Genomic DNA, 24,412 nt, shown 5'->3' on the forward strand with positions numbered 1-24,412 from the left:
TTTTCGCTCCAGCGGAGCGTAACGTCATTGCTCCCCGGCCGAGGACTGAAAGGCGGATTTGTCGTCAGCAAAGCGGCCCTCCATTGCAGGGGCGGACAGGCACGCTATGTCTGCGCGATGCACACCACGCCCAACACGCTCGCACTCATCGGCAACACCCCGCTCGTCCTGTTGAAGGGACCGAGCGAAGCCGCCGGTGCCGAAATCTATGGCAAATGCGAATTCGCCAACCCCGGCGCCTCGGTCAAGGACCGCGCCGCGCTCGGGATCGTCGAGGATGCCGAAGCGCGCGGGAGCATCGCGCCGGGTGGCACCTTCGTCGAAGGAACTGCGGGCAACACCGGGATCGGGCTCGCGCTCGTCGCCAATGCCAAGGGCTACAAGACGATCATCGTCATGCCCGAGACGCAGAGCCGCGAGAAGATGGACACGCTGCGCGCGCTCGGCGCCGAGCTCGTGCTTGTCCCGGCGGCGCCCTATTCGAACCCTGGCCATTTCGTCCACACCTCGCGCCGGATCGCCGATGAGACCCCGAACGCGGTATGGGCCAACCAGTTCGACAACATTGCCAACCGCAAGGCGCACATCACCGGCACCGCCGAGGAGATCTGGGCGCAGATGGACGGGCGAATCGACGGCTTTACCTGTGCCGCGGGGACGGGCGGGACGATTGCGGGCGTTGGCCTTGGCCTGAAGGCCAAGGACGAGAAGGTCTGCATTGCGCTCAGCGATCCGCACGGCGCTGCGCTGTACGAATATTATGCGCATGGCGAATTGAAGTCGGAAGGGTCGTCGGTCGCCGAGGGAATCGGGCAGGGGCGAATCACCGCCAATCTCGAAGGCGCGCCGATCGACACGCAGTTCCGAATCTCGGATGCCGAGGGGATGGAATGGGTCACACGGCTGCTCGCCGAAGAAGGGCTGTGCCTCGGGCTTTCCTCGGGAATCAACGTCGCCGGCGCGGTTCGCCTTGCACGCCAAATCGGCACGGGCAGCCGAGTCGCGACGATCCTGTGCGACAGCGGTTTCCGTTACCTATCAACGCTCTACAACCGCGCATGGCTAGAGGCCAAGGGGCTGGTCGTTCCACCTTGGTTACTGCACGATTGATCGCGGGATCGACAACCGTGCCTTAACACGTTACATTTATGCCACAGCTTATGAAAATCATCGCCCAGGATCCGGCTCAGACGAGCCAGCGCGCCAAGGTCGGCATGATCGGTCTCGCCGCCGTTTTGCTGCTCATCGGCCTCGCTTCGGCGATTTTCGCGACTGCCAACCACGATCGGCAAGTCGCGGCGATCGGCAGTGCGCGGCCAGACGTCGTCGCCAATATGGTCGCGGCGAACATCGTCGATCCCAACGCGCCCAAAGAGCCGCTTGCCGAACTCGGCGTCGCGCCGAGCGCTGCCACGCCCGATGGCAATACCGTCGAAACGCGTCCTGCCGCAGCCAAGCACTGAGCGTGGGAGAGGTGGGGATTTTACGGGAAACCCACCCGCGACCTGCGGTTTGCGCGGGGGTTCACCCGCGTTTTGCGCCGCATCTTCGAACACAGCGAGAACAACCTGATATGGCGCAAAAATCTTCGAGGCTGAATCGAAGCGATTGAGCTCATTTCCCGGTAGATCCCCGGATTTCCCCTTGTGTCCCCGATTGGCCCCATGGTAACTGTTCGCTACAGGGACAGACTTATCTCGCCTGCGCGTCATGCGCTGACACTACAGGCACCGAAATTTGCGATTGGGCACTTTTCGGTTCGGGAGAGGCTTGTCCGCCGTGTGCGGGGGAAGCGTGGAAGACCGGAGCGATTATCAGGGGGAGGGACTGGGACTTGTCGATGACAAGGGCCGGGTCGCGATTCCTGCATCGCTGCGTCAGGCGCTCGCCGCCAACAGCCCGCGCGCCGACGGCAAGGACGGCGGTACCGTCATCATCGGCGTCCATCCCGAGCAGACCTGCCTGCGCGCGTACGATCCGGGCTATGTCCGCATCCTGAAGGCGGAGGTCGAGGATCTCCAGGCGCGCCACATCGCCGAGCACGGCAAGCCCGACTTCAACCTCAAGCGCCGCAACGCCAGCGGTGAAGCCGTGCCGTTCGATGGATCAGGCCGCTTCATCATGCCCGGCTTCCCGCGCGATTATGCGCGGATCGCCGAGAATGCGTTCTTCTGGGGTACGTTCGACTGGATCGACATCTGGGATCCCAAGACGCTGCTCGACGCGGTCGGCGTCGACGATGCGATGCAGGCGGCGTGCCGCTATCATTGCAAGACCAAGGGGATCGCGCTGTGAGCGACGTGATCCAGGCCGATGCCCCGCATATCCCCGTGCTGCTCGACGAAGTGCTCGACGCGCTCGCGATCGAGGCTGGTGAACGCCATGTCGATGCGACTTTTGGCGCGGGCGGCTACACGTCGGGCATGCTCGCGCGCGGCGCGCGCGTCTTCGCCTTCGACCGCGATCCCGATGCGATCGCGGCGGGGGGCGTACTTGTCGATTCCTCCACCGGCGCGCTGACGCTGATACCGGCGACTTTCTCGGCGCTCGACAGCGAACTCGCAGTGCGCGACGCCATGCCGGTGCAGGGCGTGACGATGGATATCGGCGTGTCGTCGATGCAGCTCGATCAGGCCGAGCGCGGCTTCTCGTTCCAGTCCGATGGCCCGCTCGACATGCGGATGAGCCAGGAGGGCATGAGCGCCGCCGACTTCCTTAACACCGCCGACGAAGCCGAGATCGCGCACGTCATCAAGGAATATGGCGAGGAGCCGCGCGCGCGCCGCGTCGCACAGGCGATCGTCTACAACCGCCCGATCGCGCGCACCGGCGAGCTGGCGCGGATCGTGCGCAAAGCGCTCGGCTACAAGCCGCATGACAAGAAGGACCCCGCGACGCGGACCTTCCAGGCGATCCGCATCCATATCAACCGCGAGCTGGGCGAGCTCGAGGACGGCCTGGCGGCTGCCGAGCGCGCGCTCGCGCCTGGCGGGCGGCTGGCGATCGTCACCTTCCACAGCCTAGAAGATCGCATGGTCAAGCGCTTCCTCCGCGAACGCTCGGGCTCGCTGCCGTCGGGGTCGCGGCATCTGCCCGAGGTCGCGGCGAAGCACGCCCCCAGTTTCGAAGAGGTCGGTCGCCCGGTGAAGGCGAGCGAGGACGAGATCGCGCGCAACCCCCGCGCGCGATCGGCAACGTTGCGGACGGCACGACGGACCGGTGCCGCCGCATGGTCAGAAGGAAGTTTGTAATGCTGGGTCTTGCGGGCAAGAGTCTCGGTTGGTTCCTCGCCGGCGTCGCGGTGGCGCTCGGCTTCCTGCTGGTGCCGTTGCAGGTTGCCGCCGAGCGCAAGCGACTCGACCGCACCGCCGCCGACATCGTCCGCGCCAAGCGCGACATCCGCGCGCTCGAGACCGAGTTCGACACCCGCGCCAACCTTGCCCAGCTCGACAAGTGGAATGCCGAGACGCTGGGGCTGGTCGCCCCTGCGGCGGACCAGTTCGTCGCCGACGAGAGCGCTTTGGCGTCGATCGAACCGACGCAGCGTGGCACGGCGCCGCAAATGGCCTCGTTCGTTCCAGCCGCTCCCGCTGCCGTGGCGATGAGCCAGCAGCCGGTGATCCAGCCTGCGGTCGCGACCGCCGTTGCACCGGCCGCGCCACGCGCCGCCGCCGCCGCCGCCGCGCCGGCGCAGCGGGTCGCACCAGTGTCGGGTGCGGTCGCGGCGCCCGTGGCCCGTACCGCGATGGCGTCGGTCAGCCGCGAGCGTCCCCGTGCCGCGGTCGCCTTGCTCGATCGCGCCTTGCTCGACGACAGCGTGATCGGCGATCTGCGCAGCAGCGCGCGCGCTGAAAAACGGACCTCTCGATGAGCACGTTGGTCGCCCGCCCCGTCCCCGCCCGTCGCTCGAACGATCAGCGCCATGCGCTGGTCGCGGTGGCGCATGTGCGGTTGATGATGTTGATGCTGCTGATCGCGGCGGGCTTCCTGTTGGTGATCGGGCGGATCGCGTTGCTCGGGCTGTTCGGCGGCCCGGCGGGCGCGGCGACGCTGGCGATCAATCCGGTGGTGCGCGGTGACATTCTCGACCGCAACGGCCAGCCGCTCGCGCGAACGATCGAGGCGTGGACGATCGGCGTGCGCCCGGGCGACGTGCTCGGCGACCGGCAGGAGCTCGCGGGGCGGCTCGCCGGGCTGATGCCCGAGCATGATTCGGCCTGGTATCTCGACCGGCTGACGATGAAGGCCAAGTTCACCTATCTCGACAAGCACGCCTCGCCCGCGATGGTGAACCAGGTCCACGCGCTCGGCGAACCCGGCATCGTCTTCGCGCGCGAGCCCGAGCGGCTCTATCCGCAGTCGACGATGGCGGCGCACGTGCTCGGCTATATCGGGCCGACCGGCACCGATCCCAAGATTCTCGGTCGCGCCGGTGTCGAGCGCGCGTTCGAGCAGCGGCTGACCGATCCGACTCGCCGCGGCGACGCGATCGACCTGTCGATCGATGCGCGCGTGCAGGGCGCGATGGAGAGCGAGCTCAGCCGCGCGATGGTGATGTTCCAGGCGCGCGCCGCGACCGGGCTGGTGCTCGACGTGCGCACCGGCGAAGTGATCGCGATGGCATCGCTGCCGGTGTATAATCCCAACAAGTTGACCGGCACCACCAGCGACGCCTTGCGCAACAACGTCACGCAATCGGTCTACGAGCTCGGCTCGACCTTCAAGCCGATCACGATGGCGACCGCGATCCAGACCGGGACGATCACCTCGATGGCGCGCCGCTTCGATGCGACCGCGCCGCTCAAGGTCGGTAGCTATACGATCCATGACGAACGCGGCGACCCGAAACGCTGGCTCAACATCCCCGAGACGCTGATCTATTCGTCGAACGTCGCGACCGCGCGGATCGCCGACGAGATCGGCAAGGACAAGCTTTCGGCGATGTTCACCGCGATGGGCTTTGGCGAGCGCCCCTCGATCGAGCTGCGCGAGCGCGCCGGGCCGATCTGGCCGCGCTATTGGGGGCGCACCACGGTGATGACGACGGCGTACGGCCACGGCATCGCGGTGACCCCGCTGCATCTCGCCAATGCCTATGCGACGATGGTCAATGGCGGCATCTGGCGCCCGACGACCCTGCTCAAGGTGGCACCTGGCCAGGCGGCGGCGGGGCGGCGCGTGCTGAGCGAGCAGACCAGCGCGCGGATGCGCCAGCTGCTGCGGCTCGTCTGCCTGTACGGCACCGGCCGCAAGGGCGATGCGCCGGGCTACCGCGTCGGCGGCAAGACCGGGACGGCCGAGGCGGCTTCGAACGGCGGGTACGACCATCATCGCAACGTCGCGACCTTCGTCGCTGCCTTCCCGATGGATGCGCCGCGCTACGTCGTGCTGGCGATGCTCGATTCGCCGCAGGGCACCAAGGAGACGGGCGGCTGGAAGACCGCGGCGTGGAACGCGGCGCCGGTGGTGGGCCGCGTGATCGCGCGCACGGGGGCGATCCTCGGTGTGATGCCCGATACGCGGCGCGAGGTGAATCTCGCCGATCTGCAACCGATGCTGAGCCTCGTCGCGGGTGCCAAGCCCCCGACGGGCGGAGAAGAGCAATGAAGCTTTCGGCGCTGGTTCCCGGCGCCCCGGATACGACGGTGACGGGATTTGCGATCGACCATCGCAAGGTCGCGCCGGGCGTGGTGTTCGGTGCGTTCCAGGGTGCGGTCGTCAATGGCGAGGATTTCGTCCCCGCTGCGGTGGCCGGTGGCGCGATCGCGGTGGTGGCGCGGCCCGAGGCGGCGGTCGAAGGCGCGCTGCATGTCGCCGATGCCGAGCCGCGGCGCAAATTCGCCGAGCTGGCGGCACGCTTCTTCGCGCCTTTCCCGCGGATGGCGGTCGCAGTGACAGGGACCAACGGCAAGACCTCGACCGTCGAGATGGTGCGCCAATTGTGGCGGATGGCGGGGTTCCATGCCGCCTCGATCGGGACGCTCGGGGTGACGACCGGCGACGATCAGGTCTCGACCGGCCTCACCACGCCCGACGTAGTGACCTTCCTCTCGAACGTCGCGGGGCTGGCGCGCGAGGGGGTGAGCCATGTCGCGTTCGAGGCTTCGTCGCATGGCTTGTCGCAATATCGCACCGAAGGCCTGCGCGTGTCGGCGGCGGCGTTCACCAACCTCAGCCGCGATCATCTCGATTATCACGGCACGATGGAGGCGTATCTCGAGGCCAAGCTGCGATTGTTCTCCGAAGTGCTCGTCGAGGACGGCGTCGCGGTGGTGTGGGCCGATGATCCGATGTCGGCGCGCGTCGCCGAGGTCGCGCGGTCGCGCGGGATCCGGGTGATCTCGGTCGGGACGCAGGGCGAGACGCTCAAGCTCGTCGGACGCGTGCCGACCTTGCTTGGGCAGGGGCTCGCGATCGAAGCCGAGGGTAAGACGTACAAGATCAACCTGCCGCTGATCGGCGCGTACCAGGCGGCCAATGCGCTGGTCTCTGCCGGGCTGGTGATCGCGGCCGGCGGGGATGTGGCAACGACGCTGTCGGCGCTCTCGCGCCTTCAGCCGGTGCGCGGACGGCTCGAGCGTGCAGTGATCGCGCAGAGCGGGGCGCCGGTCTATGTCGATTACGCGCATACCCCGGATGCGCTCGACGCGGCGATCTCGGCGCTCAAGCCGCATGCTGCAGGCCGGCTGATCGTCGTGATCGGCGCGGGCGGCGACCGCGACCAGGGCAAGCGCTCGGCGATGGGCGCGGTCGCGGCGGCGATGGCGGACCAGGTGATCGTGACCGACGACAATCCGCGCTCGGAGGACCCGGCGGCGATCCGCGCGATGGTGCTCGACGGCGCGCCTGTCGCGACCGAGATCGGCTCGCGTCGCGAGGCGATCGGCGCGGCGATCGCCGCGGCGGGGCCGCAGGACATCGTGCTGATCGCGGGCAAGGGGCATGAGCAGGGGCAGATCGTCGGCGATCTGGTGCTGCCGTTCGACGATGTGAGTGTTGCGCGGGAGATGGCAGCGTGAGGGGCTCCTTCTTCTTATCCCCCTCCCGCTTGCGGGAGGGGTTAGGGGAGGGGCGTGCCTCAAGCGGCGCGCTCTCCATGTTCGGCACTTCCCTCCCCCAGCCCAGTTTTGGGTCGACTGTGCCCCCGGCACAGCCTGGGCAGCGCGGGGCGCTGCTCACCCAAAACTCGAAAGCGGGAGGGGAGTTGTGAGCGCGAGTCTCTGGACCTCCGCCGACATCGCCGCCGCGACAGGCTGCAAGGCATCGGCACCCTTCACCGCCACCGGCGTCACCTTCGACTCGCGCGAAGTCGGCCCCGGCGACCTGTTCATCGCGCTCACCGGCGAAGCAACCGACGGTCACCGTTTCCTGCGGCAAGCCTTCACCCAAGGCGCGGCGGGTGCGATCGTCTCGCACCCGGTCGAGCATCCGCACGTGCTCGTCGCCGACACGACGGCCGCGCTCGACGCGCTCGCCCGTGCGTCCCGCGCACGGACAGCCGCAAAAATCATCGGCGTCACCGGATCGGTCGGCAAGACCGGCACGAAGGAAGCGCTGTTCGCAGCGCTCGATCGCGGCGCGCGCGGGGCGGCGCATCGCTCGGTCAAGAGCTACAACAACCATACCGGCGTGCCGCTCAGCCTGTCGCGGATGCCAGCCGAAACCCGCTTCGGCGTGTTCGAAATGGGCATGAACCACGCAGGCGAACTCAGCGCACTCACCCAGCTCGTCCGCCCGCACGTCGCGATCGTCACGACGATCGCGCCTGCGCACACCGCTTTCTTCCGCGACGAAGCCGCGATCGCCGATGCCAAAGGCGAGATCTTCCAAGGCCTCGAACCCGGCGGCGTCGCGATCGTGCCGTATGACAGCCCGCACCGCGACCGCTTGGTCGCCGCCGCCGCGCCGCATGCCGCGCGGACCGTGACCTTCGGGCTCGACAAGGGCGCCGACGTCCGCGCGATCGAATCGATGCGGCTGGCAAGCGGCGCGACCTTCGTGACCGCGGTGGTGGGGGAGCGCGAGCTGAGCTTCACGATCAGCCAGCCCGGGCAGCATTGGGTGTCGAACAGCCTCGCGGTGCTGGCAGCGGTCGATGCGGTCGGCGGCGATCTCGCGGCGGCAGGGCTTGCGCTTGCCGAGCTCGGCGGGCTCGCCGGGCGCGGCGCGCGTTTCGCGATGCCGCTCGGCGGTGGTGACGCGCTGGTGATCGACGAAAGCTACAACGCCAATCCGTCGTCGATGCGCGCGACGCTCGCCGTCCTCGGCGCCGAGCGCGCGACGCGCAAGATCGTCGTGCTCGGCGAAATGCGCGAACTCGGCGAGCGTTCGGACGGCTATCATGCCGCATTGCTCGAGCCGATTCTTGCGGCCGGGGTCGAAGCGGGCATTCTTGTCGGTGAAGCGATGGCGCCGCTGGCAAACGTGCTTGAGGGGAAGGGTGATTTCGTCCATGTCGCCGACGCCGCCGCGGCGCGCGCCAGTCTTTTGAAGTTGCTGGCACCGGGCGATGCGGTACTCATCAAGGGATCGAACGGCGTAGGGCTCTCGGCAATTGTCGCCGACCTGCGAAGCAGGATACCGGAAACCCTGCGGAGCGGGACACTTTAATGCTCTATTTCATCGCCGATTATTTGGGTTTCCCCGGGCTACTCAATCTCATCCGGTACCAGAGCTTTCGCACCGGCGCCGCGGTCGCGACGTCGCTGTTCCTCGGCTTGCTGATCGGCCCGCGCTTCATCGGCTGGCTGCGGCTGCGCCAGGGCAAGGGGCAGCCGATTCGCAGCGACGGCCCGCAATCGCATCTCGCCAAGCGCGGCACGCCGACGATGGGCGGGCTGATGATCCTGACCTCGATGGTCGCCTCGATCCTGCTGTGGATGGATCTTTCGAGCCCGTATGTCTGGGCGTGCACCTTCGTGACGCTCGGCTTCGGCGCGATCGGGTTCCTCGACGACTATGACAAGGTCCGCAAGGCGAGCACGGCGGGCGTGTCGAGCCGGATGCGGCTGATCGGCGAGTTCGTCATCGCCGGGATCGCCGCGATGCTGATCGTCCACCAGAACGGGACGCATCTCTATCTGCCGTTCTACACCGGGTCGGTGATCGATCTCGGCTATTTCTACGTGGTGTTCGCGGCGTTCACGATCGTGGCGTTCGGCAATGCGGTGAACTTGACCGACGGGCTCGATGGCCTCGCGACGATGCCCGTCATCATCGCGAGCGTCGCCTTCATGGCGATCGTCTATCTCGTCGGGCGCGCCGATTTCGCGCATTATCTCGGCATTCCGCATGTGCCGCACGCCGGCGACCTCGCGATCTTCTGCGGGGCGATCGTCGGGGCGGGGCTCGCCTTCCTGTGGTTCAACGCGCCGCCTGCCGCGGTCTTCATGGGCGATACCGGGAGCCTTGCGCTCGGCGGCGCGCTCGGTGCGATTTCGGTCGTCGCGCATCACGAGATCGTGCTCGGCATCATCGGCGGGTTGTTCGTCGTCGAGGCGATGTCGGTGATCATTCAGGTGTTCTTCTACAAGCGCACCGGGAAACGCGTCTTCAAGATGGCACCGATCCACCATCATTTCGAGCAGCTCGGCTGGAGCGAGCCGACCGTCGTGATCCGATTCTGGATCATCGCGCTGGTGCTCGCGCTGGCGGGGCTTTCGACGTTGAAATTGCGGTGATCGTCTCGCCCCTCTGGCGCGGCAAGAGCTTCGCTGTGCTGGGGCTCGCACGCTCGGGCGCAGCGAGCGTGCACGCGTTGCTCGCTGGCGGCGCGCGAGTCGTTGCGTGGGATACCGATGAGCAGCGACGCGACCACATCCGCGCTCGCGCAGTCGGGCAAGATCTGGTTTTGGCCGACCCGCTCGAGGTCGATCTTGCCGATTTCGACGCGTTGATCGTCTCCCCCGGCGTTCCGCTCAACCGTCATCCCGTCGCCGCGAAGGCGCGCGCCGCCGGCATTCCGATCATCGGCGATATCGAACTGTTCGCGCAGGCGCGGCCGGCGCTCCCCGCGCACAAGGTCGTCGGCATCACCGGGACCAACGGCAAGTCGACCACCACCGCGCTCGTCCACCACATCCTGCAGAGCGCGGGGATATCCAGCCTGATGGGCGGCAATATCGGCCTGCCGGTCCTCGAACAGACGCCGTTGCCCGAAGGCGGCGTCTATGTGCTCGAACTGTCGAGCTACCAGATCGACCTTACCGTCAGCCTCGATTGCGAAGTCGCGGTGCTGCTTAACCTGACGCCCGACCATCTCGACCGTTATGACGGGTTCGCCGCGTACGCCGCGTCGAAGGCAGGGCTGTTCGCGATGCAGGCCACGACGCACGACGCCATCATCGGCATCGGCGATACCCCCTCGGCGCTGATCGCGCGCAGCCTTTCGGGACGTGGCGAGCATCTCACCAAGATCGCGCCGGGCGTGTGCATGGACCAGTCGCGCTGGCCGAGCCTGCAGGGGCCGCACAATGCGCAGAACGCGCTCGCCGCGATTGCGGTATGCCAGGCGCTCGGCGTGCCCGAGGCGATGATCGATCGCGGGCTCGAAAGCTTCGCTGGCCTGCCGCACCGGATGGAGCGCGTCGCGGTGCGGGGCGGCGTCACGTTCGTCAACGACAGCAAGGCGACCAACCCCGAATCGACCGCGCCCGCGCTCGCGGCGTTCACGCGGATCCACTGGATCCTCGGCGGCAAGGCCAAGTCGGACGATCTCGACGCCTGCGCTCCGTCGTTCGGCCATGTCGTCCACGCTTATACCATCGGCGACGCCGCACAGACGTTCGCCGCGATCCTCGACGGCAAGATCCCCGTGACGGTGAGCGGCGACCTTGCCACCGCTGTCGCGCAGGCCACCGCCAACGCGCAGCCGTGCGACACCGTCCTGCTGTCGCCGGCGTGCGCCTCGTTCGACCAGTTCCGCGATTTCGAGGATCGCGGCGACCAGTTCCGCGCCGCGGTCGAGGCGCTGGCGTGACCGAGCAGCGCACCCCGCCACCAAAGCTGTGGAAGAGCATGAAGCATCGCGGCGGTCGTGGAGACCGCTCGGCGCTCGGCATGTGGTTCTGGGATATCGACCGGATGCTGCTGCTGCTGACGCTGCTGCTGGTGGCGGTCGGGCTCGTTGCGGTCGGTGCGGCGTCGCCTGCCGCTGCGACACGCTATTCGGACGGCAAGCATGTCGTCCCGCCGCTATTCTATCTGTGGTGGCAGCTCGCCTGGGTCGGCGTGTCGCTCCCCGTGCTGCTCGTCGTCTCGATGCTGCCCGTGCCGGTCGCGCGACGGATGGCGCTGATCGGCACCGTCGCGTGTCTGATATTGCTGATGCTCGTGCCGGTGATCGGCGTGCAGAAGAACGGCGCGACGCGCTGGCTCAACCTCGGCGTGTCGCTGCTCCAGCCGTCCGAGTTCCTCAAACCCTTCTTCATCGTCACCGCCGCCTGGGTGCTGTCGATGCGCGCGCAGGACGAATCGCTGCCGGTGGTCATGATCACCGGCGGGATGACCGCGCTCGTCGCGCTGTTGCTGATGCTCCAGCCCGATTTCGGGCAGACCGTGGTGTTCTGCGCGGTGTGGATGGCGTTGCTGATGATCTCGGGCACGTCGCCCAAGGTGATCGGCGGGCTGATCGCCGCAGTGCCGCTGGGGCTGGGGGCGGCCTATATGTTCTACGGGACGGCACGCGCGCGGATCAACGCGTTCCTGTTCCCCGATGCAGACGGCATCGGCGCGGCCGACCATTTCCAGACCAATGCCGCGCACGACACGATCACCGCGGGCGGCTGGCGCGGGACTGGCCCTGGCGGCGGCGCGATGAAGTTCCGGCTGCCCGAGGGGCATACCGACTATATCTTCTCGGTGATCGGCGAGGAATTCGGGCTGATCGCGTGCATGATCATCGCGTTTCTGTTCCTTGCAATCGTCGTACGGGTGTTCGTCAAGTTGCTCGACGAGCAGGACGAATTCCGCCTGTTCGCCGCCGCCGGTCTCGCGACGCAGTTCGGCGTGCAGGCGCTGATTTCGATGGCGGTCAACACCGGGCTCGCGCCGTCGAAGGGGATGACGCTGCCCTTCATCAGCTATGGCGGATCGTCGCTTGTCGCGCTGTCGATCGGGATGGGGTTGCTGCTGGCGTTTACCCGGCGCAATCCGTTCGTTACGCGATCCAAATATATCGCGCATCGGAGCGGCATATAATGGCAAAGCATTTCGTATTGGCAGCAGGCGGCACCGGCGGGCACATGGTCCCCGCCGCCGCCCTTGCCGCCGAGCTGATCCAGCGTGGGCATTATGTCGCGCTCGTCAGCGATGAGCGCGGCGTGCGCTTTCCCGGGCTGTTCGAGGGGATCCAGACGCATATCCTCCCCGCCGGACGCCTGAGCGGCGGGCCGATCGGCTATCTGAAGGCGGCGCGCGCGATGCTCAACGGGCGCGCGATGGCGATCGAGCTGTACAAGAGCTTCCGCCCCGATGCGGTGATCGGCTTCGGCGGCTACCCCGCGCTGCCGGCGCTGCTCGGTGCGTTCAACCAGGGTATCCCGACTGCGGTGCACGAACAGAACGCCGTGCTCGGCCGCGTCAACCGGCTCGTCGCAGGCAAGGTCGATGCGATCGCGACCTCCTACGCCGACGTTGCTCGGCTCAAGCCGAAGCTGCTGGCAAAGACGCATCTCGTCGGCAATCCGGTGCGCGACGCGGTGCTCGCCTTGCGCTCCAAGCCGTATCCGCTGCTTGAGGAGGACGGCATCTTCCGCGTCCTCGTCACCGGCGGGAGCCAGGGCGCGAGCGTCCTCTCGCAGGTCGTCCCCGACGGCCTTTCGATGTTGCCCGTCGCCTTTCGGCGGCGGCTGCAAGTCACCCACCAGGCGCGGATCGAGGATATCGAGGCCTGCCGCGCCAAATATGCCGAGCTGTCGATTGCCGCTGACCTTGCCACCTATCTGCCCGACATGCCCGAACAGCTCGCCTGGGCGCATCTCGTGATCGCCCGCGCAGGGGCCTCGACGCTCGCCGAACTGACCTGTGCTGGGCGTCCGGCGATCCTCGTGCCGCTCCCCTCGGCGACCGACGATCACCAGACCGCCAATGCGCGCGAGATGACGCAAGCCGGTGGCGCGCGGACGATCGATCAGCGCCACTTCACCCCGGTCGAACTCGCCAAGCAGATGCAGAAGCTCGGGCTCGACCCCGAGGCGCTGCAGAACGCCGCTGGGCGCGCGCGCGCGTGCGGGCGGCCCGACGCCGTGCGCGACCTTGCCAACCTCGTCGAAAGCCTCGGCGATCCGCTTGGCGACATGCCGATCGGCAAGCCGCAGCCCGTAAAGGCAGCATTCGCATGAGGGGCGTCGCAACCGACATCGGGACGATCCACTTCGTCGGCATCGGCGGCATCGGCATGTCGGGCATCGCCGAGGTGATGAAGAACCTCGGCTATGCGGTGCAGGGCTCGGACGTCGCCGAGGGCTATGTCGTCGAGGGCCTGCGCGCGCGTGGCATCAAGGTGCTGATCGGGCACCATGCCGACAATCTCGGCGATGCCGCGGTGATCGTCACGTCGACCGCGATCAAGCGCGGCAACCCCGAGGTCGAGGCCGCGCTCGAACGGCGCATCCCGGTGGTGCGGCGCGCGGAAATGCTCGCCGAGCTGATGCGGCTGAAATCGACCGTCGCGGTCGCGGGAACGCACGGCAAGACGACGACGACGTCGATGGTCGCGGCGCTGCTCGATGCGGGTGGGGTCGATCCGACCGTGATCAATGGCGGGATCATCAATTCCTACGGCTCGAACGCGCGATTGGGCGCGAGCGACTGGATGGTGGTCGAGGCCGACGAGAGCGACGGCAGCTTCCTGCGTTTGGATGGGACGATCGCGGTCGTCACCAATATCGATCCCGAGCATCTCGATCACTATGGCTCGTTCGACGCGGTGAAGGATGCGTTCGTCGAGTTCGTCGAGAACGTGCCCTTCTATGGCGCGGCCTTGCTGTGCCTCGATCATCCCGAAGTGCAGAACATCATTCCGCGCGTCCGCGACCGGCGTGTCGTGACCTACGGTTTTTCGGCGCAGTCCGACGTGCGCGGGGTGAACGTCACCCCGATCCCCGGGGGCAACCGCTTCGAGGTGATCGTCCGCCACCGTGACGGGACGACCCGCTCGATCGAGGGGATCGAGATGCCGATGCCGGGGCGCCACAACGTCCAGAACGCGCTCGCCGCGATCGGCGTCGCGCTCGAGCTGGGGATCGACGATGCGACGATCCAGCAGGGGTTCGCCAAGTTCGGCGGGGTGAAGCGGCGCTTCACCAAGGTGGGCGAGACGGGTGGGGTCACGATCATCGACGATTACGGGCATCACCCGGTCGAGATCCGTGCAGTGCTGTCGGCAGCGCGCGAGGGTGTCGAGAACCGCGTGATCGCGGTGGTGCAGCCGCATCGCTTCTCGCGACTGGGCGATTTGATGGAGGAGTTTCAGGGCGCGTTCAACGATGCCGACATGGTGTTCGTGGCGCCGGTCTATGCAGCCGGCGAGGCGCCGGTCGAGGGGGTCGATGCCGAGGCGTTGGTCGAGGGGTTGAAGCGGCGAGGGCATCGCTCGGCGGCGACGATCGCCGGGCCCGAGGCGCTCGCGACGCGGTTGGCGGAGGTGGTGCAGCCGGGCGACATGGTGGTCTGCCTGGGGGCAGGGGATATTACCAAGTGGGCTGCAGGTTTGGCGGCTGGTATCGAGGGCGCGCGATGAGCGTGAGCGAGTCTTCTTTGTCTTCTCCTGCTTCTTCTTCCCCCCTCCCGCTTGCGGGAGGGGCCGGGGGAGGGCCTTCTTTAGGCGTCACCCAAGCGTCCAGGTCATTCCCTCCCCTAACCCAGTCCGAGGTGAACGATGCCCCGCATCGTTCAGGTCATGCCGGGGGCATGACCGACCTCGGACTCGCAAGCGGGCGGGGGATTGAAGGCAGGGTCACCGACAATGCGCCACTCGCCCCGCTCGTCTGGTTCAAATCCGGCGGCGCGGCGCAGTGCCTGTTCGAACCCAAGGACGTCGCCGACCTCAGCGCCTTCCTCGCCGCGCTCGACCCCAGCATCCCCGTCCTCCCGCTGGGTCTCGGCTCGAACCTGATCGTGCGTGACGGCGGCGTTCCCGGCGTGGTGATCCGCCTCGGCAAGCCCTTCGCCAAGGTCGAGACGCTCGACGCGACGACTCTCCGCTGCGGCGGCGGCGCGAGCGGGATCCTCGTGTCGTCGAGCGCGCGCGATGCTGGCATCGGCGGGGTCGAGTTCCTGCGGTCTATCCCCGGCACGGTCGGCGGCTTCGTGCGGATGAACGGCGGCGCATACGGGCGCGAGACCAAGGACGTGCTCGTCGAGTGCGAGATCGTCTTGCGCTCGGGCGAGCGGCAGACGCTCGCAGTCGAGGCGCTGGGCTACACCTATCGCCACTCGACGCTGCCCGCTGGTGCCGTCGTCGTGAGCGCGACCTTCCGCGGTCATCCCGAGGACCCGGCAGTCATCCAGGCCGAGATGGACCGCATCGCCGCCGAGCGCGAGGCGTCGCAGCCGTTGCGCTCGAAGACCGGCGGTTCGACCTTCAAGAATCCGCCCGGCCACAAGGCCTGGGCGCTGATCGACGCCGCCGGCTGCCGGGGCCTGCGGCGCGGCGATGCGCAGGTCAGCGAGAAGCATTGCAATTTCCTGCTCAACCTCGGCGCGGCGACGAGCGCTGATATCGAGGCGCTCGGCGAGGATGTCATCGCGCGCGTGAAGGCGCAGTCCGGGGTGACGCTCGAGTGGGAAATTCAGCGAGTGGGTGAAGAGTGGTGAGTTTGCATGTCGCAGTCCTGATGGGCGGCTGGTCGGCCGAGCGCGAAGTGTCGCTGATGTCGGGCGCCGGCGTTGCCGATGCGCTCGAATCGCTCGGGCACCGCGTGACGCGGATCGACATGGGGCATGACGTCGCGGCAAAGCTCGCCGAGGCGAAACCCGATATCGTCTTCAACGCGCTCCACGGGACGCCCGGCGAGGATGGGGCGGTGCAGGGCATGCTCGACCTGATGGGGCTGACCTATACGCATTCCGGCCTTGCCACCTCGGTCATCGCGATCGACAAGCAACTCACCAAGCTGCTGCTCGTCCCCGCCGGGATCCCGATGCCGGGCGGGCGGATCGTCAAGAGCGAAACGCTGTACGACGGCGACCCGTTGCCGCGCCCGTATGTGCTCAAGCCCGTCAACGAAGGGTCGTCGGTCGGCGTCGCGATCGTCACCGCTGACGGCAACTATGGTAACCCGATCGCGCGCAACACGCCCGGGCCGTGGAGCGAGTTCGACGAATTGCTCGCCGAGCCGTATATCCGTGGCCGCGAGCTCACCACCGCGGTGCTCGGCGACACGGCGCTCGGCGTCACCGAGCTCAAGCCGCTCACCGGCTGGTACGATTACGAATCGAAATATACCGACGGCAAGACCGAGCACATCTTCCCCGCCGCGATCCCCGACGAGATCACCCAAGCGTGCAAGCAGATCGCGCTCGACGCGCATCGCCTGCTCGGCTGCAAGGGCGCGTCGCGCTCCGATTTCCGCTGGGACGACGAGGCCGGGGTCGAGGGGCTGTTCCTGCTCGAGGTCAACACGCAGCCGGGGATGACCCCGCTCAGCCTGGTGCCTGAGCAAGCCAAGCATTGCGGGATTACCTATCCCCAGCTCGTCCAGGCGATCGTCGACGAGGCGGTGAAGGATCGGGCGCTGAAAGAAAAGGCGCCATGAGCAGCGGCACGATCAAGCGCGGCACCGCACGCCGCCCGGTCCAGCCCAAGCGGCGCAAGCCGCCCAAGGCGTCGACGATCGACAAGCTGATCGCGATGCTGCCGGTCAGCGAAGCGACGCTGCACAGAATCGCGACTTGGTCGATCATGGGCGCGGTCGGCGCGGCGGTGCTCGTCGGCGCGACCTATCTCGGCGTGCCCTCCGCGATCGGCAGCGCGATCGGCGAGGGGATCGGCGATGCGGGGTTCCGCGTCACCAATATCCAGATCACCGGTCTCAAGCGGATGGACCACAACGTCATCTACAAGATCGCGGCGAACCAGCCGTCGATGGCGATGCCACTCGTCAGCCTCGAAAAGATCCGCCAGGATCTGCTCGCGCACAGCGGCTGGATCGAGGATGCGCACGTCTCGCGGCGGCTGCCCGACACGCTGATGGTCAATGTCATCGAGCGCACGCCGAGCGCGATCTGGCAGAACAAGGGCCAGCTCTCGCTGATCTCGGCGAACGGAACGTGGCTCGAGCCGGTCAATCCCGAGGCGATGCCCGATCTGCCGCTCGTGATTGGCGCGCACGCCAATGAGCAGGAGCCGGCGTATCGGCAATTGCTCGACGTCGCGCCCGCGTTGCGCGGCCAGGTCAAGGCGGCGACGTGGGTCGGTAACCGTCGCTGGACGCTGACCTTCGAAAGCGGCGAGACGCTCGCTTTGCCCGAGGGCGACGCGGCGGCGGGCAAGGCGCTGGTGCGTTTCGCGCAGCTAGACGGGGTCAAGCCGCTGCTCGGCAAGGGCTGGCTCGGCTTCGACATGCGCGATCCGACGCGGCTGGTGGCGCGCAAGCCTGGGTTGGTCGACAACAAGGCGATCACTGATCCCACGGCGACGACGCCCGCAGGGACGCCGGTGACGGGGCAGGCGACCCCGGCGGAGAAATCGGGCGTGATCGAAGCGAAACAATCGGGGCCAGCAGGCCAAGGATAGCGTAAGCGGGCGGAACAGGGGACAAGCAGATGGCGAAGACAGCACCGGAAGGCCTCATCACCGCGCTCGACATCGGGTCGTCCAAGGTGTCGGCGATGATCGCGCAGAAGGGTGACGGCGGCGAGTTGATCGTGCTCGGCACCGGCCAGCGCGAGAGTCGCGGCGTCAAGCGCGGCTATATCGCCGATGCCGCCGCGACCGAAGTCGCGGTGCGCGAGGCGGTCGAGCAGGCCGAGCGGATCGCGGGCACCAACATCGAGAACGTGTGGGTCAGCTTCTCGGCCGGTGGCCTCGTATCCGACGTCGCGTCGATCGAGTTCGAGCTCGGCGGCCACCGCGTCGAGCAGTCCGACATCGACGCGCTGCTCCAGGCGGGTCGCGATTCGATCGACCCGGCGGGGCGGATGGTGCTGCATGCGCAACCTGCGCTCTACACGCTCGACGGGTTGACTGGGGTCAAGCGCCCGCTCGGGCTCCATGCCGACCGGCTCGGCGTTCATATCCATGTCGTCGCCGCCGACGGCTCGCCGGTGCGCAACCTTGGGCTGTGCGTCGCGAATGCGCATCTCGAGGTGAAGTCGATCATCGCCTCGCCGGTCGCCACTGGAATGGCATGCCTTAGCGACGAGGAGCGCGAGCTCGGCGTCGCGCTGGTGGAACTGGGGGCAGGGATCACCAACGTCTCGCTGTTCGCCGGCGGCATGCTCGTCGGGCTGATGTCGATCCCGATCGGCGCGCAGGACATTACCGACGACATCGCCTCGGCCTTCGGCACGCGTCGGGCGCAGGCCGAGCGGATGAAGTGCGTCCACGGCTCGGCCAATGCGTCCCCGCGCGACAATCACGAGATGATCGACGTCGCGCCGATCTCGGCCGAGGACGACGCGCATGACGGCACGCGTATCACCAAGGCGCAGCTGATCGCCGTGATCCGCCAGCGGCTCGACCATCTGATCGGCGAAGTCGGCAAGGCGCTTGCCGAGCTGAAGTTCGAAGGTCCGGTCGGGCGCCAGGTCGTGCTGACTGGCGGCGGGGCGGAGCTCAAGGGCATTGCCGACTATGCGCAGCAGGCCCTCGGCCGCTCGGTGCGGATTGGGCGTCCGCGCGGATTGACCGCGTTGCCCGAGGCGCATGCCGGGCCGGCGTTCGCGACGCTCGCCGGGCTCGCATTCTACGCGGCGGCCGATCCGGTCGATCTGCGCGCGCTGTCGAGCAAGCAGCAATTGGTCCATCGCCCGAAGGGTTTCGCGCTGTTCCGACGCCTCATGGCGGCAGCCCGCGCGAATTATTAAAGATTTGCTACTGGATTGTGCGGTTCGCTCTGGAAGGACCGCCAGCGATGGTGCAAGACTACACCTATATCAGTTTGGCGCCGGGGTGTGGGCGCACGTTGGAGACCGGACATGAGCATCGAATTTTTGCCGCCAGAAGTCGATGAGCTCACGCCGCGCATCGCGGTGATCGGCGTCGGCGGCGCGGGCGGCAACGCCATCGCCAATATGATGCGGGCCGATGTGCAGGGCGTCGAGTTCCTCGTCGCCAACACCGACTCGCAAGCGCTCAAGCAGTCGACCGCGAGCCACAAGATCCAGCTCGGTGCGAAGATCACGCAAGGCCTCGGCGCCGGCTCGCGCCCCGAGATCGGGCGTGCGGCGGCCGAAGAGACGATCGAGCAAGTCACCAAGATGCTCGAAGGCTCGCACATGTGCTTCATCGCCGCCGGCATGGGTGGCGGCACCGGCACCGGTGCGGCGCCTGTCATCGCCAAGGCGGCACGTGACATGGGCATCCTGACGGTCGGCGTCGTCACCAAGCCGTTCGCCTTCGAGGGCACGCGCCGCGCGAAAAGCGCTGAGGCGGGCATCGAGGAACTGCAGAAGTATGTCGACACGCTGATCGTCATCCCCAACCAGAACCTGTTCCTCGTCGCCAATGCGAACACGACCTTCAAGGAAGCGTTCCAGATGGCGGACGAAGTCCTCCAGCAGGGCGTGCGCGGGATCACCGACCTGATGGTCATGCCCGGCCTCATCAACCTCGATTTCGCCGACGTCCGTTCGGTGATGCAGGAAATGGGCAAGGCGATGATGGGCACCGGCGAGGCCGAGGGCGACAATCGCGCGATTGAAGCGGCATCGAAGGCGATCGCCAACCCGCTGCTCGACGGTGTCAGCATGAAGGGCGCCAAGGGCGTCATCGTGTCGATCACCGGCGGCGACGACATGCGCCTGCTCGAAGTCGACGAAGCCGCAAACCACATCCGCGAGCTGGTCGACGAAGACGCCAACATCATCTGGGGCTCGGCGTTCAACCCCGATCTCGAGGGCAAGATCCGCGTTTCGGTGGTCGCCACCGGGATAGAGGCCGAAGTGCGCCCCGTTCCGGCAGCGCCGCCAGTGTCGCGCGCGTTCAGCTTCTCGGGCACCAAGAAGACCGAGACGCCGGCGGCTCCCGCGGCTGACCCCGCGCCTGCCGACGAAGCGGCACCCGAGCCCGCGTCGCAGGACGACGAGCTGGTGCTCGGCAGTGAGACCGTGGTCGCCCCCGAGCCGGTGCCGGCTCCGGCCCCTGCGCCCGCACCGGTGACGAGCTTCGACGACACGGCCCCCGCGCCATCGGCACCCGCTGCCGACGACACCGCCGCCGAAGCGCCGACGCGCCGCCGCTGGCTGTCGCCGGGCGCGCCCGCCGCCGAGGCGGCTCCCGCCGCCCCTGAACCCGCGCCTGCCGCGCCAGCGCCGCGCGTCAAGCTCGGTGGAACGCTGTTCGAGCGCATGTCGAGCGTCTCGCGCGGCGCCGCGCGCGACGAGGAGCCAGCCGCCGACAAGGATCCGCTTGATATCCCGCGCTTCCTGCATCGGCAGAACAACCAGTAACGATCCGCGGCGGATCACGGCGAGCGCTCCCGATCGGGCGCTCGCCGTCACTGGGTGTCGATTGGTCGCAGCGCGGCCGGGCGGTCGCTTGCCGCCTGCGCGATAAACCGCTCTAGGACTGACCATGCGCGCCGTTCGTCTTATTGCCTCCGTATCTGCGCTGACGCTTGCGTCTGCGGCGAATGCGCAGTCGAGCTATCCCTCGCCCTATGGCAGCTCGCCTTATGCCAGCGTGCCGTCGCCTTATAGCGTGCAGCCGCTCTCGGATGCCGATCTGCTCGCGAGCCAGATCCGGCTGCTCGCGGCCAATCCGCAGGATTTGCAGGCGCTGATTCGGGCGGGCGAACTCGCGCTGAGGCTCGACGACGATACCGCAGCTGCCGCCTTCTTCGCGCGCGCCGAGCGGATCGATCCCCGTAATGCGCGCGTCAAGGCGGGCGAGGGGAGCTTGCTCGTTTCAGCCGAGCGGCCCGGCGACGCGCTGCGCCATTTCGCCGAGGCCGAGCGGTTGGGCGCCGATCCGCGCAGCTTCGCCGCCGACCGCGGTCTGGCCTATGATCTGATCGGCGAGCAGGAGCGCGCGCAGCGCGACTACCGCGTAGCGCTGCGCGCCGGCGCCGATGAAGAGACGCAGCGGCGCTATGCGCTGTCGCTCGGCATTTCGGGCAAGCGCGAGCTCGCGCTGACGCAGATCGACCAGCTGTTGCGCAAGAGCGATCGTGGCGCGTGGCGCGCGCGTGCCTTTATCTTGGCGATGGCGGGCGACAAGGCCGGCGCCGAGAAGATCGCGACGAGCATGATGCCGAGCGGGATGGCGCAAGGGTTGCAGCCGTTCTTCGAGATCCTGTCGAGCCTGCGCCCCGCCGACCGCGCGTTTGCGGTGCATTTCGGCGAAGTGCGGCCGAGCCTCGACCGCGTCAACGACGCGCGGCTTGTGCCCCCGCTCGCGGCGCTCGGCCCCGATCCGACCGCGCCGGTCCAGGTCGCGGCGGTGGTCAAGGCACCCGTCGTGGTCGACGCGCGTGAGGAACGCCGCCGCGCCAAGGAAGCGCGCCGCAATCGTGGACGCGTCGAGGTCGCCGCGAGCGTGGCGCCACCACCACCGCCGCCGCTGCCCGCACCCCCGTCGTACGGAGCGATCGCGCCGCGCACCGCGCTTGCCGCCAATACGCCGATGACGGGCGCGCCGACCGCGACCTTTGTCCAGCGCCTGTCGGGTACGCCGGCGGCGCAATCGCCCTACGCGCAACCGCAGCGCGCGCCCGCCACGCCGTATGTGCAGCCGCTGCCGGCCTCGCCCTACGCGCAAGCTTTGCCCCCGCCGCGCTACGTCCAACGCGCGCCGGTGACGGCCGCGCAAGCCGCCAACACCGCAGCGATGGCGCAGCTTCGCACCCTTCCCACGACGCCGAGCGTGACCGTGCCGTCGCGTCCGGTTGAGATGGCCGCTGCGCCGGCCCAGGCCACGATTGCGGCGCCGGCAGCGACCGTCGCTGCGCCGCTGCCCGTCGCGGTGCCGCAAGTCAGCGCTCCGGCGGTGAGAGCGCCCGCGCCGACAGCGGTTGCCTCGGCAACGGCCGCGCCTGTTGTGCTCGCCGCGTCGAACACACCGCTGCCTGTCGGCGATCGTGGCACAGCGGAGCCGACGACGCGCCTTGGCGCGACGCCGGGCGGGCTCCTCGCAGCACCGAGCATCAGCACGGCGGGCGCGGCCGTTCCGTCGCCGGCGACTGCTCCGACTCAGACCGCCACGGCGCCGCCCGGCGGCACGCTCGCAGCGGCGGCGGAAAGCGCGACGATCGTTGCAGCGACGCCTGCACCGGTTGCCGTCGCCCCAACCCCGGTCGCGCCTACGCCAGCGGCGCCGACACCCGTCCGCAGCGAGGATTCGATCCTCGCGGCGATCATCTCCGACATCAAGGTGCCCGCCAACGAGTCGCCGGTCGAAACCGCGCCGAGCCCGACCTCGGCGCCAATCGAGCGTGCGCGCGCTGTGGTCCCGCCCGTGGATACGACCCGCGCCGATGAAGTAGCGGCGCAGAAGAAGCTGACAGCCGAGAAGAAGCTCGCCGACAAGAAAGCCGCCGATCAGGCCGCGCTCGCCGAAGCGAAGAAGGCGGCTGCCGACAAGAAGCTCGCCGACATCAAGAAGGCCGCTGCCGACAAGAAGATCGCCGACGCGAAGAAAGCCGTCGCCGACAAGAAACTGGCGGATGCCAAGAAGGCGGCCGAGGAAAAGCGCAAGAACGATCCCAAGCTGCTCGAGCCGTCGCGGATCTGGGTTCAGGTCGCGGGCGGCGCGAACGAGAACGATCTGCCCAAGCAATGGTCGAAGCTGCGCAGCGGCAACAAGCAGCTCGCCGGCCGCAGCGGCTGGACGACGCCGCTGCGCGCGACCAACCGTATCCTGACCGGCCCGTTCAAGACCGACGACGAAGCGCAGGCGTTCGTCAACAAGATCGCCAAGGACGGCGTATCGGGCTTCGTCTTCGTCAGCGACGCTGGCCAGAAGATCTCCAAGCTCGGCGCCAAATGACCCTTCGATTGATGGACTACCGACCGGTATGACGCTGCTTGCGCCCTGGGCCTCTCACCCGGAGCGCAGCCGCGGTCGCCTCCATGAAGAACAAAAGGGGAGCGCCCCCGGTGGCGCGCGCGGCCCGCGCGATGCCTTCCAGCGCGACCGCGACCGGATCATCCATTCGATCAGCTTCCGCCGGCTGCGCCACAAGACGCAGGTGTTCATGGCGCCCGACGGCGACCATTTCCGCGTCCGGCTGACGCACAGCCTCGAAGTCGCGCAGATCGCGCGCACGATTGCGCGCACGCTCGGGCTCAACGAGGATCTGACCGAGGCACTGTCGCTCGCGCACGACATCGGCCATCCGCCGTTCGGCCACGCCGGCGAGGATGCGCTTCAGGCGGCGCTGGCCGAGCAGGGCGGATTCGACCATAACGGCAACACGCTGCGCGCGCTGATGACGATCGACAGCCCGTATCCGCGCTGGAACGGGCTCAACTTGACATGGGAAACGCTCGAGGGGCTCGCCAAGCATAACGGCCCGGTAAAGAAGCCGCGCTGGGCGTTGGCGGATTGCGATGCGGCGTTTCCACTCGATCTGGGCAATTGGTCGAGCCTCGAGGCGCAAGTCGCGGCGATTGCCGACGACATCGCCTATGACAATCACGATATCGACGATGGCCTGCGCGCTGGCTTGCTGACGCTCGACCAATTGCTCGAAGTGCCGCTGATCGCGCGCGGCTGGGATGCCGTACGCGCGCGCTTTTCCGACGTCGTACCCGCGCGGCTGGTCGGCGAGCTGATCCGCTCGCAGATCGGCGCGATGGTCAACGATCTGATCGCCGAGACTCGGTCGCGGCTGGTCGGGATTGGTGATAGCGCCGACGTGCGCGCGGCGGGGCGCTGCCTGGTCGGCTTCTCGCCCGAAATGCGCGAGGACGAACGGATCCTCAAGCGTTTCATGTACGCGAACCTCTACCACCACCCGCGCCAGCTCGAGGCGGCGCGCGCGGCGGAAGGGATCATAACAGGGTTGTTTGCCGCCTATCGCGCCGATGCGCGACGGATGCCGGCGGATTGGGCGGCGCGGATCCCGGCTGAAGAGCCGTGGCGCAGCCGCCACATCGCCGATTTCATCGCCGGGATGACCGATCATTACGCAGTGTCGCGTTACCGCGAGGTGGTCGGTCCAATCGATTTGCCCGAAGGTTTCTGAACCCGGCACTCGATACGGCTTGAGCGTGTCGCTCCGCTTGCCATCGGCAGGCAGAGCAACAC

General features: G+C 67.8%; 20 protein-coding genes. All 20 read left to right on the top strand.

From position 1 onward, the window contains the following. Window positions 1-117: 117 nt before the first annotated feature. Window positions 118-1,110, top strand: a complete 993-nt coding sequence (locus ABIB28_RS03770) for a cysteine synthase A (RefSeq protein WP_133190030.1) — start codon at window positions 118-120, stop codon at window positions 1,108-1,110. A 50-nt stretch (window positions 1,111-1,160) separates the two neighbouring features. Continuing rightward, on the top strand, window positions 1,161-1,463 hold the full coding sequence (locus ABIB28_RS03775; protein WP_189675490.1) for a hypothetical protein: 303 nt from the start codon (window positions 1,161-1,163) through the stop codon (window positions 1,461-1,463). Between the two features lie 331 nt (window positions 1,464-1,794). Beyond that, window positions 1,795-2,295: a division/cell wall cluster transcriptional repressor MraZ gene (locus ABIB28_RS03780; RefSeq protein WP_133190026.1), complete on the top strand. Its 501-nt coding sequence runs from the start codon at window positions 1,795-1,797 to the stop codon at window positions 2,293-2,295. Further along, complete coding sequence (gene rsmH, locus ABIB28_RS03785; RefSeq protein WP_354286498.1) at window positions 2,292-3,251, top strand: 16S rRNA (cytosine(1402)-N(4))-methyltransferase RsmH; 960 nt, start codon at window positions 2,292-2,294, stop codon at window positions 3,249-3,251. The genes ABIB28_RS03780 and rsmH overlap by 4 nt, the downstream gene beginning before the upstream one ends. Continuing rightward, a complete protein-coding gene (locus ABIB28_RS03790; RefSeq protein ID WP_354286500.1) occupies window positions 3,251-3,871 on the top strand; it encodes a hypothetical protein in 621 nt (206 codons plus the stop codon). The genes rsmH and ABIB28_RS03790 overlap by 1 nt, the downstream gene beginning before the upstream one ends. After that, window positions 3,868-5,607, top strand: coding sequence for a peptidoglycan D,D-transpeptidase FtsI family protein (locus ABIB28_RS03795; protein WP_133190020.1), 1,740 nt, complete (start codon window positions 3,868-3,870; stop codon window positions 5,605-5,607). The genes ABIB28_RS03790 and ABIB28_RS03795 overlap by 4 nt, the downstream gene beginning before the upstream one ends. Then, window positions 5,604-7,019 carry a UDP-N-acetylmuramoyl-L-alanyl-D-glutamate--2,6-diaminopimelate ligase gene (locus ABIB28_RS03800; RefSeq protein WP_354286502.1) on the top strand — a complete coding sequence of 472 codons (1,416 nt, stop codon included), beginning with the start codon at window positions 5,604-5,606 and terminating at the stop codon, window positions 7,017-7,019. The genes ABIB28_RS03795 and ABIB28_RS03800 overlap by 4 nt, the downstream gene beginning before the upstream one ends. A 187-nt stretch (window positions 7,020-7,206) precedes the next feature. Next, window positions 7,207-8,610, top strand: coding sequence for a UDP-N-acetylmuramoyl-tripeptide--D-alanyl-D-alanine ligase (locus ABIB28_RS03805; protein ID WP_354286504.1), 1,404 nt, complete (start codon window positions 7,207-7,209; stop codon window positions 8,608-8,610). Next, window positions 8,610-9,680 (top strand): phospho-N-acetylmuramoyl-pentapeptide-transferase, encoded by a 1,071-nt coding sequence (mraY, locus tag ABIB28_RS03810; protein ID WP_133190014.1) that lies wholly within the window; start codon window positions 8,610-8,612, stop codon window positions 9,678-9,680. The genes ABIB28_RS03805 and mraY overlap by 1 nt, the downstream gene beginning before the upstream one ends. Continuing rightward, on the top strand, window positions 9,677-10,978 hold the full coding sequence (gene murD / locus ABIB28_RS03815) for a UDP-N-acetylmuramoyl-L-alanine--D-glutamate ligase (protein ID WP_354286507.1): 1,302 nt from the start codon (window positions 9,677-9,679) through the stop codon (window positions 10,976-10,978). The genes mraY and murD overlap by 4 nt, the downstream gene beginning before the upstream one ends. Window positions 10,979-11,016: 38 nt before the next feature. Further along, window positions 11,017-12,198 (top strand): FtsW/RodA/SpoVE family cell cycle protein, encoded by a 1,182-nt coding sequence (locus tag ABIB28_RS03820; protein WP_133192062.1) that lies wholly within the window; start codon window positions 11,017-11,019, stop codon window positions 12,196-12,198. Next, window positions 12,198-13,340 carry an undecaprenyldiphospho-muramoylpentapeptide beta-N-acetylglucosaminyltransferase gene (gene murG, locus ABIB28_RS03825; protein ID WP_354286509.1) on the top strand — a complete coding sequence of 381 codons (1,143 nt, stop codon included), beginning with the start codon at window positions 12,198-12,200 and terminating at the stop codon, window positions 13,338-13,340. The genes ABIB28_RS03820 and murG overlap by 1 nt, the downstream gene beginning before the upstream one ends. After that, window positions 13,337-14,740: a UDP-N-acetylmuramate--L-alanine ligase gene (murC, locus tag ABIB28_RS03830; protein ID WP_189675482.1), complete on the top strand. Its 1,404-nt coding sequence runs from the start codon at window positions 13,337-13,339 to the stop codon at window positions 14,738-14,740. Before murG ends, murC begins: the two co-directional genes overlap by 4 nt. A 170-nt stretch (window positions 14,741-14,910) precedes the next feature. Then, the gene (gene murB / locus ABIB28_RS03835; RefSeq protein ID WP_354286511.1) at window positions 14,911-15,816 is read left to right on the top strand and encodes a UDP-N-acetylmuramate dehydrogenase; all 906 of its coding nucleotides are present in this window, start codon (window positions 14,911-14,913) and stop codon (window positions 15,814-15,816) included. Further along, the gene (locus ABIB28_RS03840) at window positions 15,813-16,757 is read left to right on the top strand and encodes a D-alanine--D-alanine ligase (protein WP_354286513.1); all 945 of its coding nucleotides are present in this window, start codon (window positions 15,813-15,815) and stop codon (window positions 16,755-16,757) included. The genes murB and ABIB28_RS03840 overlap by 4 nt, the downstream gene beginning before the upstream one ends. Further along, window positions 16,754-17,737, top strand: coding sequence for a cell division protein FtsQ/DivIB (locus ABIB28_RS03845; protein ID WP_354286515.1), 984 nt, complete (start codon window positions 16,754-16,756; stop codon window positions 17,735-17,737). Before ABIB28_RS03840 ends, ABIB28_RS03845 begins: the two co-directional genes overlap by 4 nt. A 29-nt stretch (window positions 17,738-17,766) precedes the next feature. Continuing rightward, window positions 17,767-19,029 carry a cell division protein FtsA gene (gene ftsA / locus ABIB28_RS03850; protein WP_133190002.1) on the top strand — a complete coding sequence of 421 codons (1,263 nt, stop codon included), beginning with the start codon at window positions 17,767-17,769 and terminating at the stop codon, window positions 19,027-19,029. Window positions 19,030-19,140: 111 nt separating this feature from the next. Then, window positions 19,141-20,613: a cell division protein FtsZ gene (ftsZ, locus tag ABIB28_RS03855; protein ID WP_354286518.1), complete on the top strand. Its 1,473-nt coding sequence runs from the start codon at window positions 19,141-19,143 to the stop codon at window positions 20,611-20,613. A 124-nt stretch (window positions 20,614-20,737) separates the two neighbouring features. Further along, on the top strand, window positions 20,738-23,149 hold the full coding sequence (locus ABIB28_RS03860) for an SPOR domain-containing protein (RefSeq protein WP_354286520.1): 2,412 nt from the start codon (window positions 20,738-20,740) through the stop codon (window positions 23,147-23,149). Between the two features lie 28 nt (window positions 23,150-23,177). Continuing rightward, on the top strand, window positions 23,178-24,350 hold the full coding sequence (locus ABIB28_RS03865) for a deoxyguanosinetriphosphate triphosphohydrolase (RefSeq protein WP_354286521.1): 1,173 nt from the start codon (window positions 23,178-23,180) through the stop codon (window positions 24,348-24,350). Window positions 24,351-24,412: the final 62 nt, after the last annotated feature.

The sequence above is a fragment of the Sphingomonas sp. UYEF23 genome (genome assembly GCF_040546165.1).
Classification (GTDB): Bacteria; Pseudomonadota; Alphaproteobacteria; order Sphingomonadales; family Sphingomonadaceae; genus Sphingomonas; species Sphingomonas glacialis.

Coding starts and splice junctions, on each gene's coding strand:
- ABIB28_RS03770 (WP_133190030.1), top strand. CDS start 118: ATGCACACCACGCCCAACACGCTCGCACTCATCGGCAACACCCCGCTC.
- ABIB28_RS03775 (WP_189675490.1), top strand. CDS start 1,161: ATGAAAATCATCGCCCAGGATCCGGCTCAGACGAGCCAGCGCGCCAAG.
- ABIB28_RS03790 (WP_354286500.1), top strand. CDS start 3,251: ATGCTGGGTCTTGCGGGCAAGAGTCTCGGTTGGTTCCTCGCCGGCGTC.
- ABIB28_RS03795 (WP_133190020.1), top strand. CDS start 3,868: ATGAGCACGTTGGTCGCCCGCCCCGTCCCCGCCCGTCGCTCGAACGAT.
- ABIB28_RS03800 (WP_354286502.1), top strand. CDS start 5,604: ATGAAGCTTTCGGCGCTGGTTCCCGGCGCCCCGGATACGACGGTGACG.
- mraY (WP_133190014.1), top strand. CDS start 8,610: ATGCTCTATTTCATCGCCGATTATTTGGGTTTCCCCGGGCTACTCAAT.
- ABIB28_RS03820 (WP_133192062.1), top strand. CDS start 11,017: ATGAAGCATCGCGGCGGTCGTGGAGACCGCTCGGCGCTCGGCATGTGG.
- murG (WP_354286509.1), top strand. CDS start 12,198: ATGGCAAAGCATTTCGTATTGGCAGCAGGCGGCACCGGCGGGCACATG.
- murC (WP_189675482.1), top strand. CDS start 13,337: ATGAGGGGCGTCGCAACCGACATCGGGACGATCCACTTCGTCGGCATC.
- murB (WP_354286511.1), top strand. CDS start 14,911: ATGACCGACCTCGGACTCGCAAGCGGGCGGGGGATTGAAGGCAGGGTC.
- ABIB28_RS03845 (WP_354286515.1), top strand. CDS start 16,754: ATGAGCAGCGGCACGATCAAGCGCGGCACCGCACGCCGCCCGGTCCAG.
- ftsA (WP_133190002.1), top strand. CDS start 17,767: ATGGCGAAGACAGCACCGGAAGGCCTCATCACCGCGCTCGACATCGGG.
- ftsZ (WP_354286518.1), top strand. CDS start 19,141: ATGAGCATCGAATTTTTGCCGCCAGAAGTCGATGAGCTCACGCCGCGC.
- ABIB28_RS03860 (WP_354286520.1), top strand. CDS start 20,738: ATGCGCGCCGTTCGTCTTATTGCCTCCGTATCTGCGCTGACGCTTGCG.
- ABIB28_RS03865 (WP_354286521.1), top strand. CDS start 23,178: ATGACGCTGCTTGCGCCCTGGGCCTCTCACCCGGAGCGCAGCCGCGGT.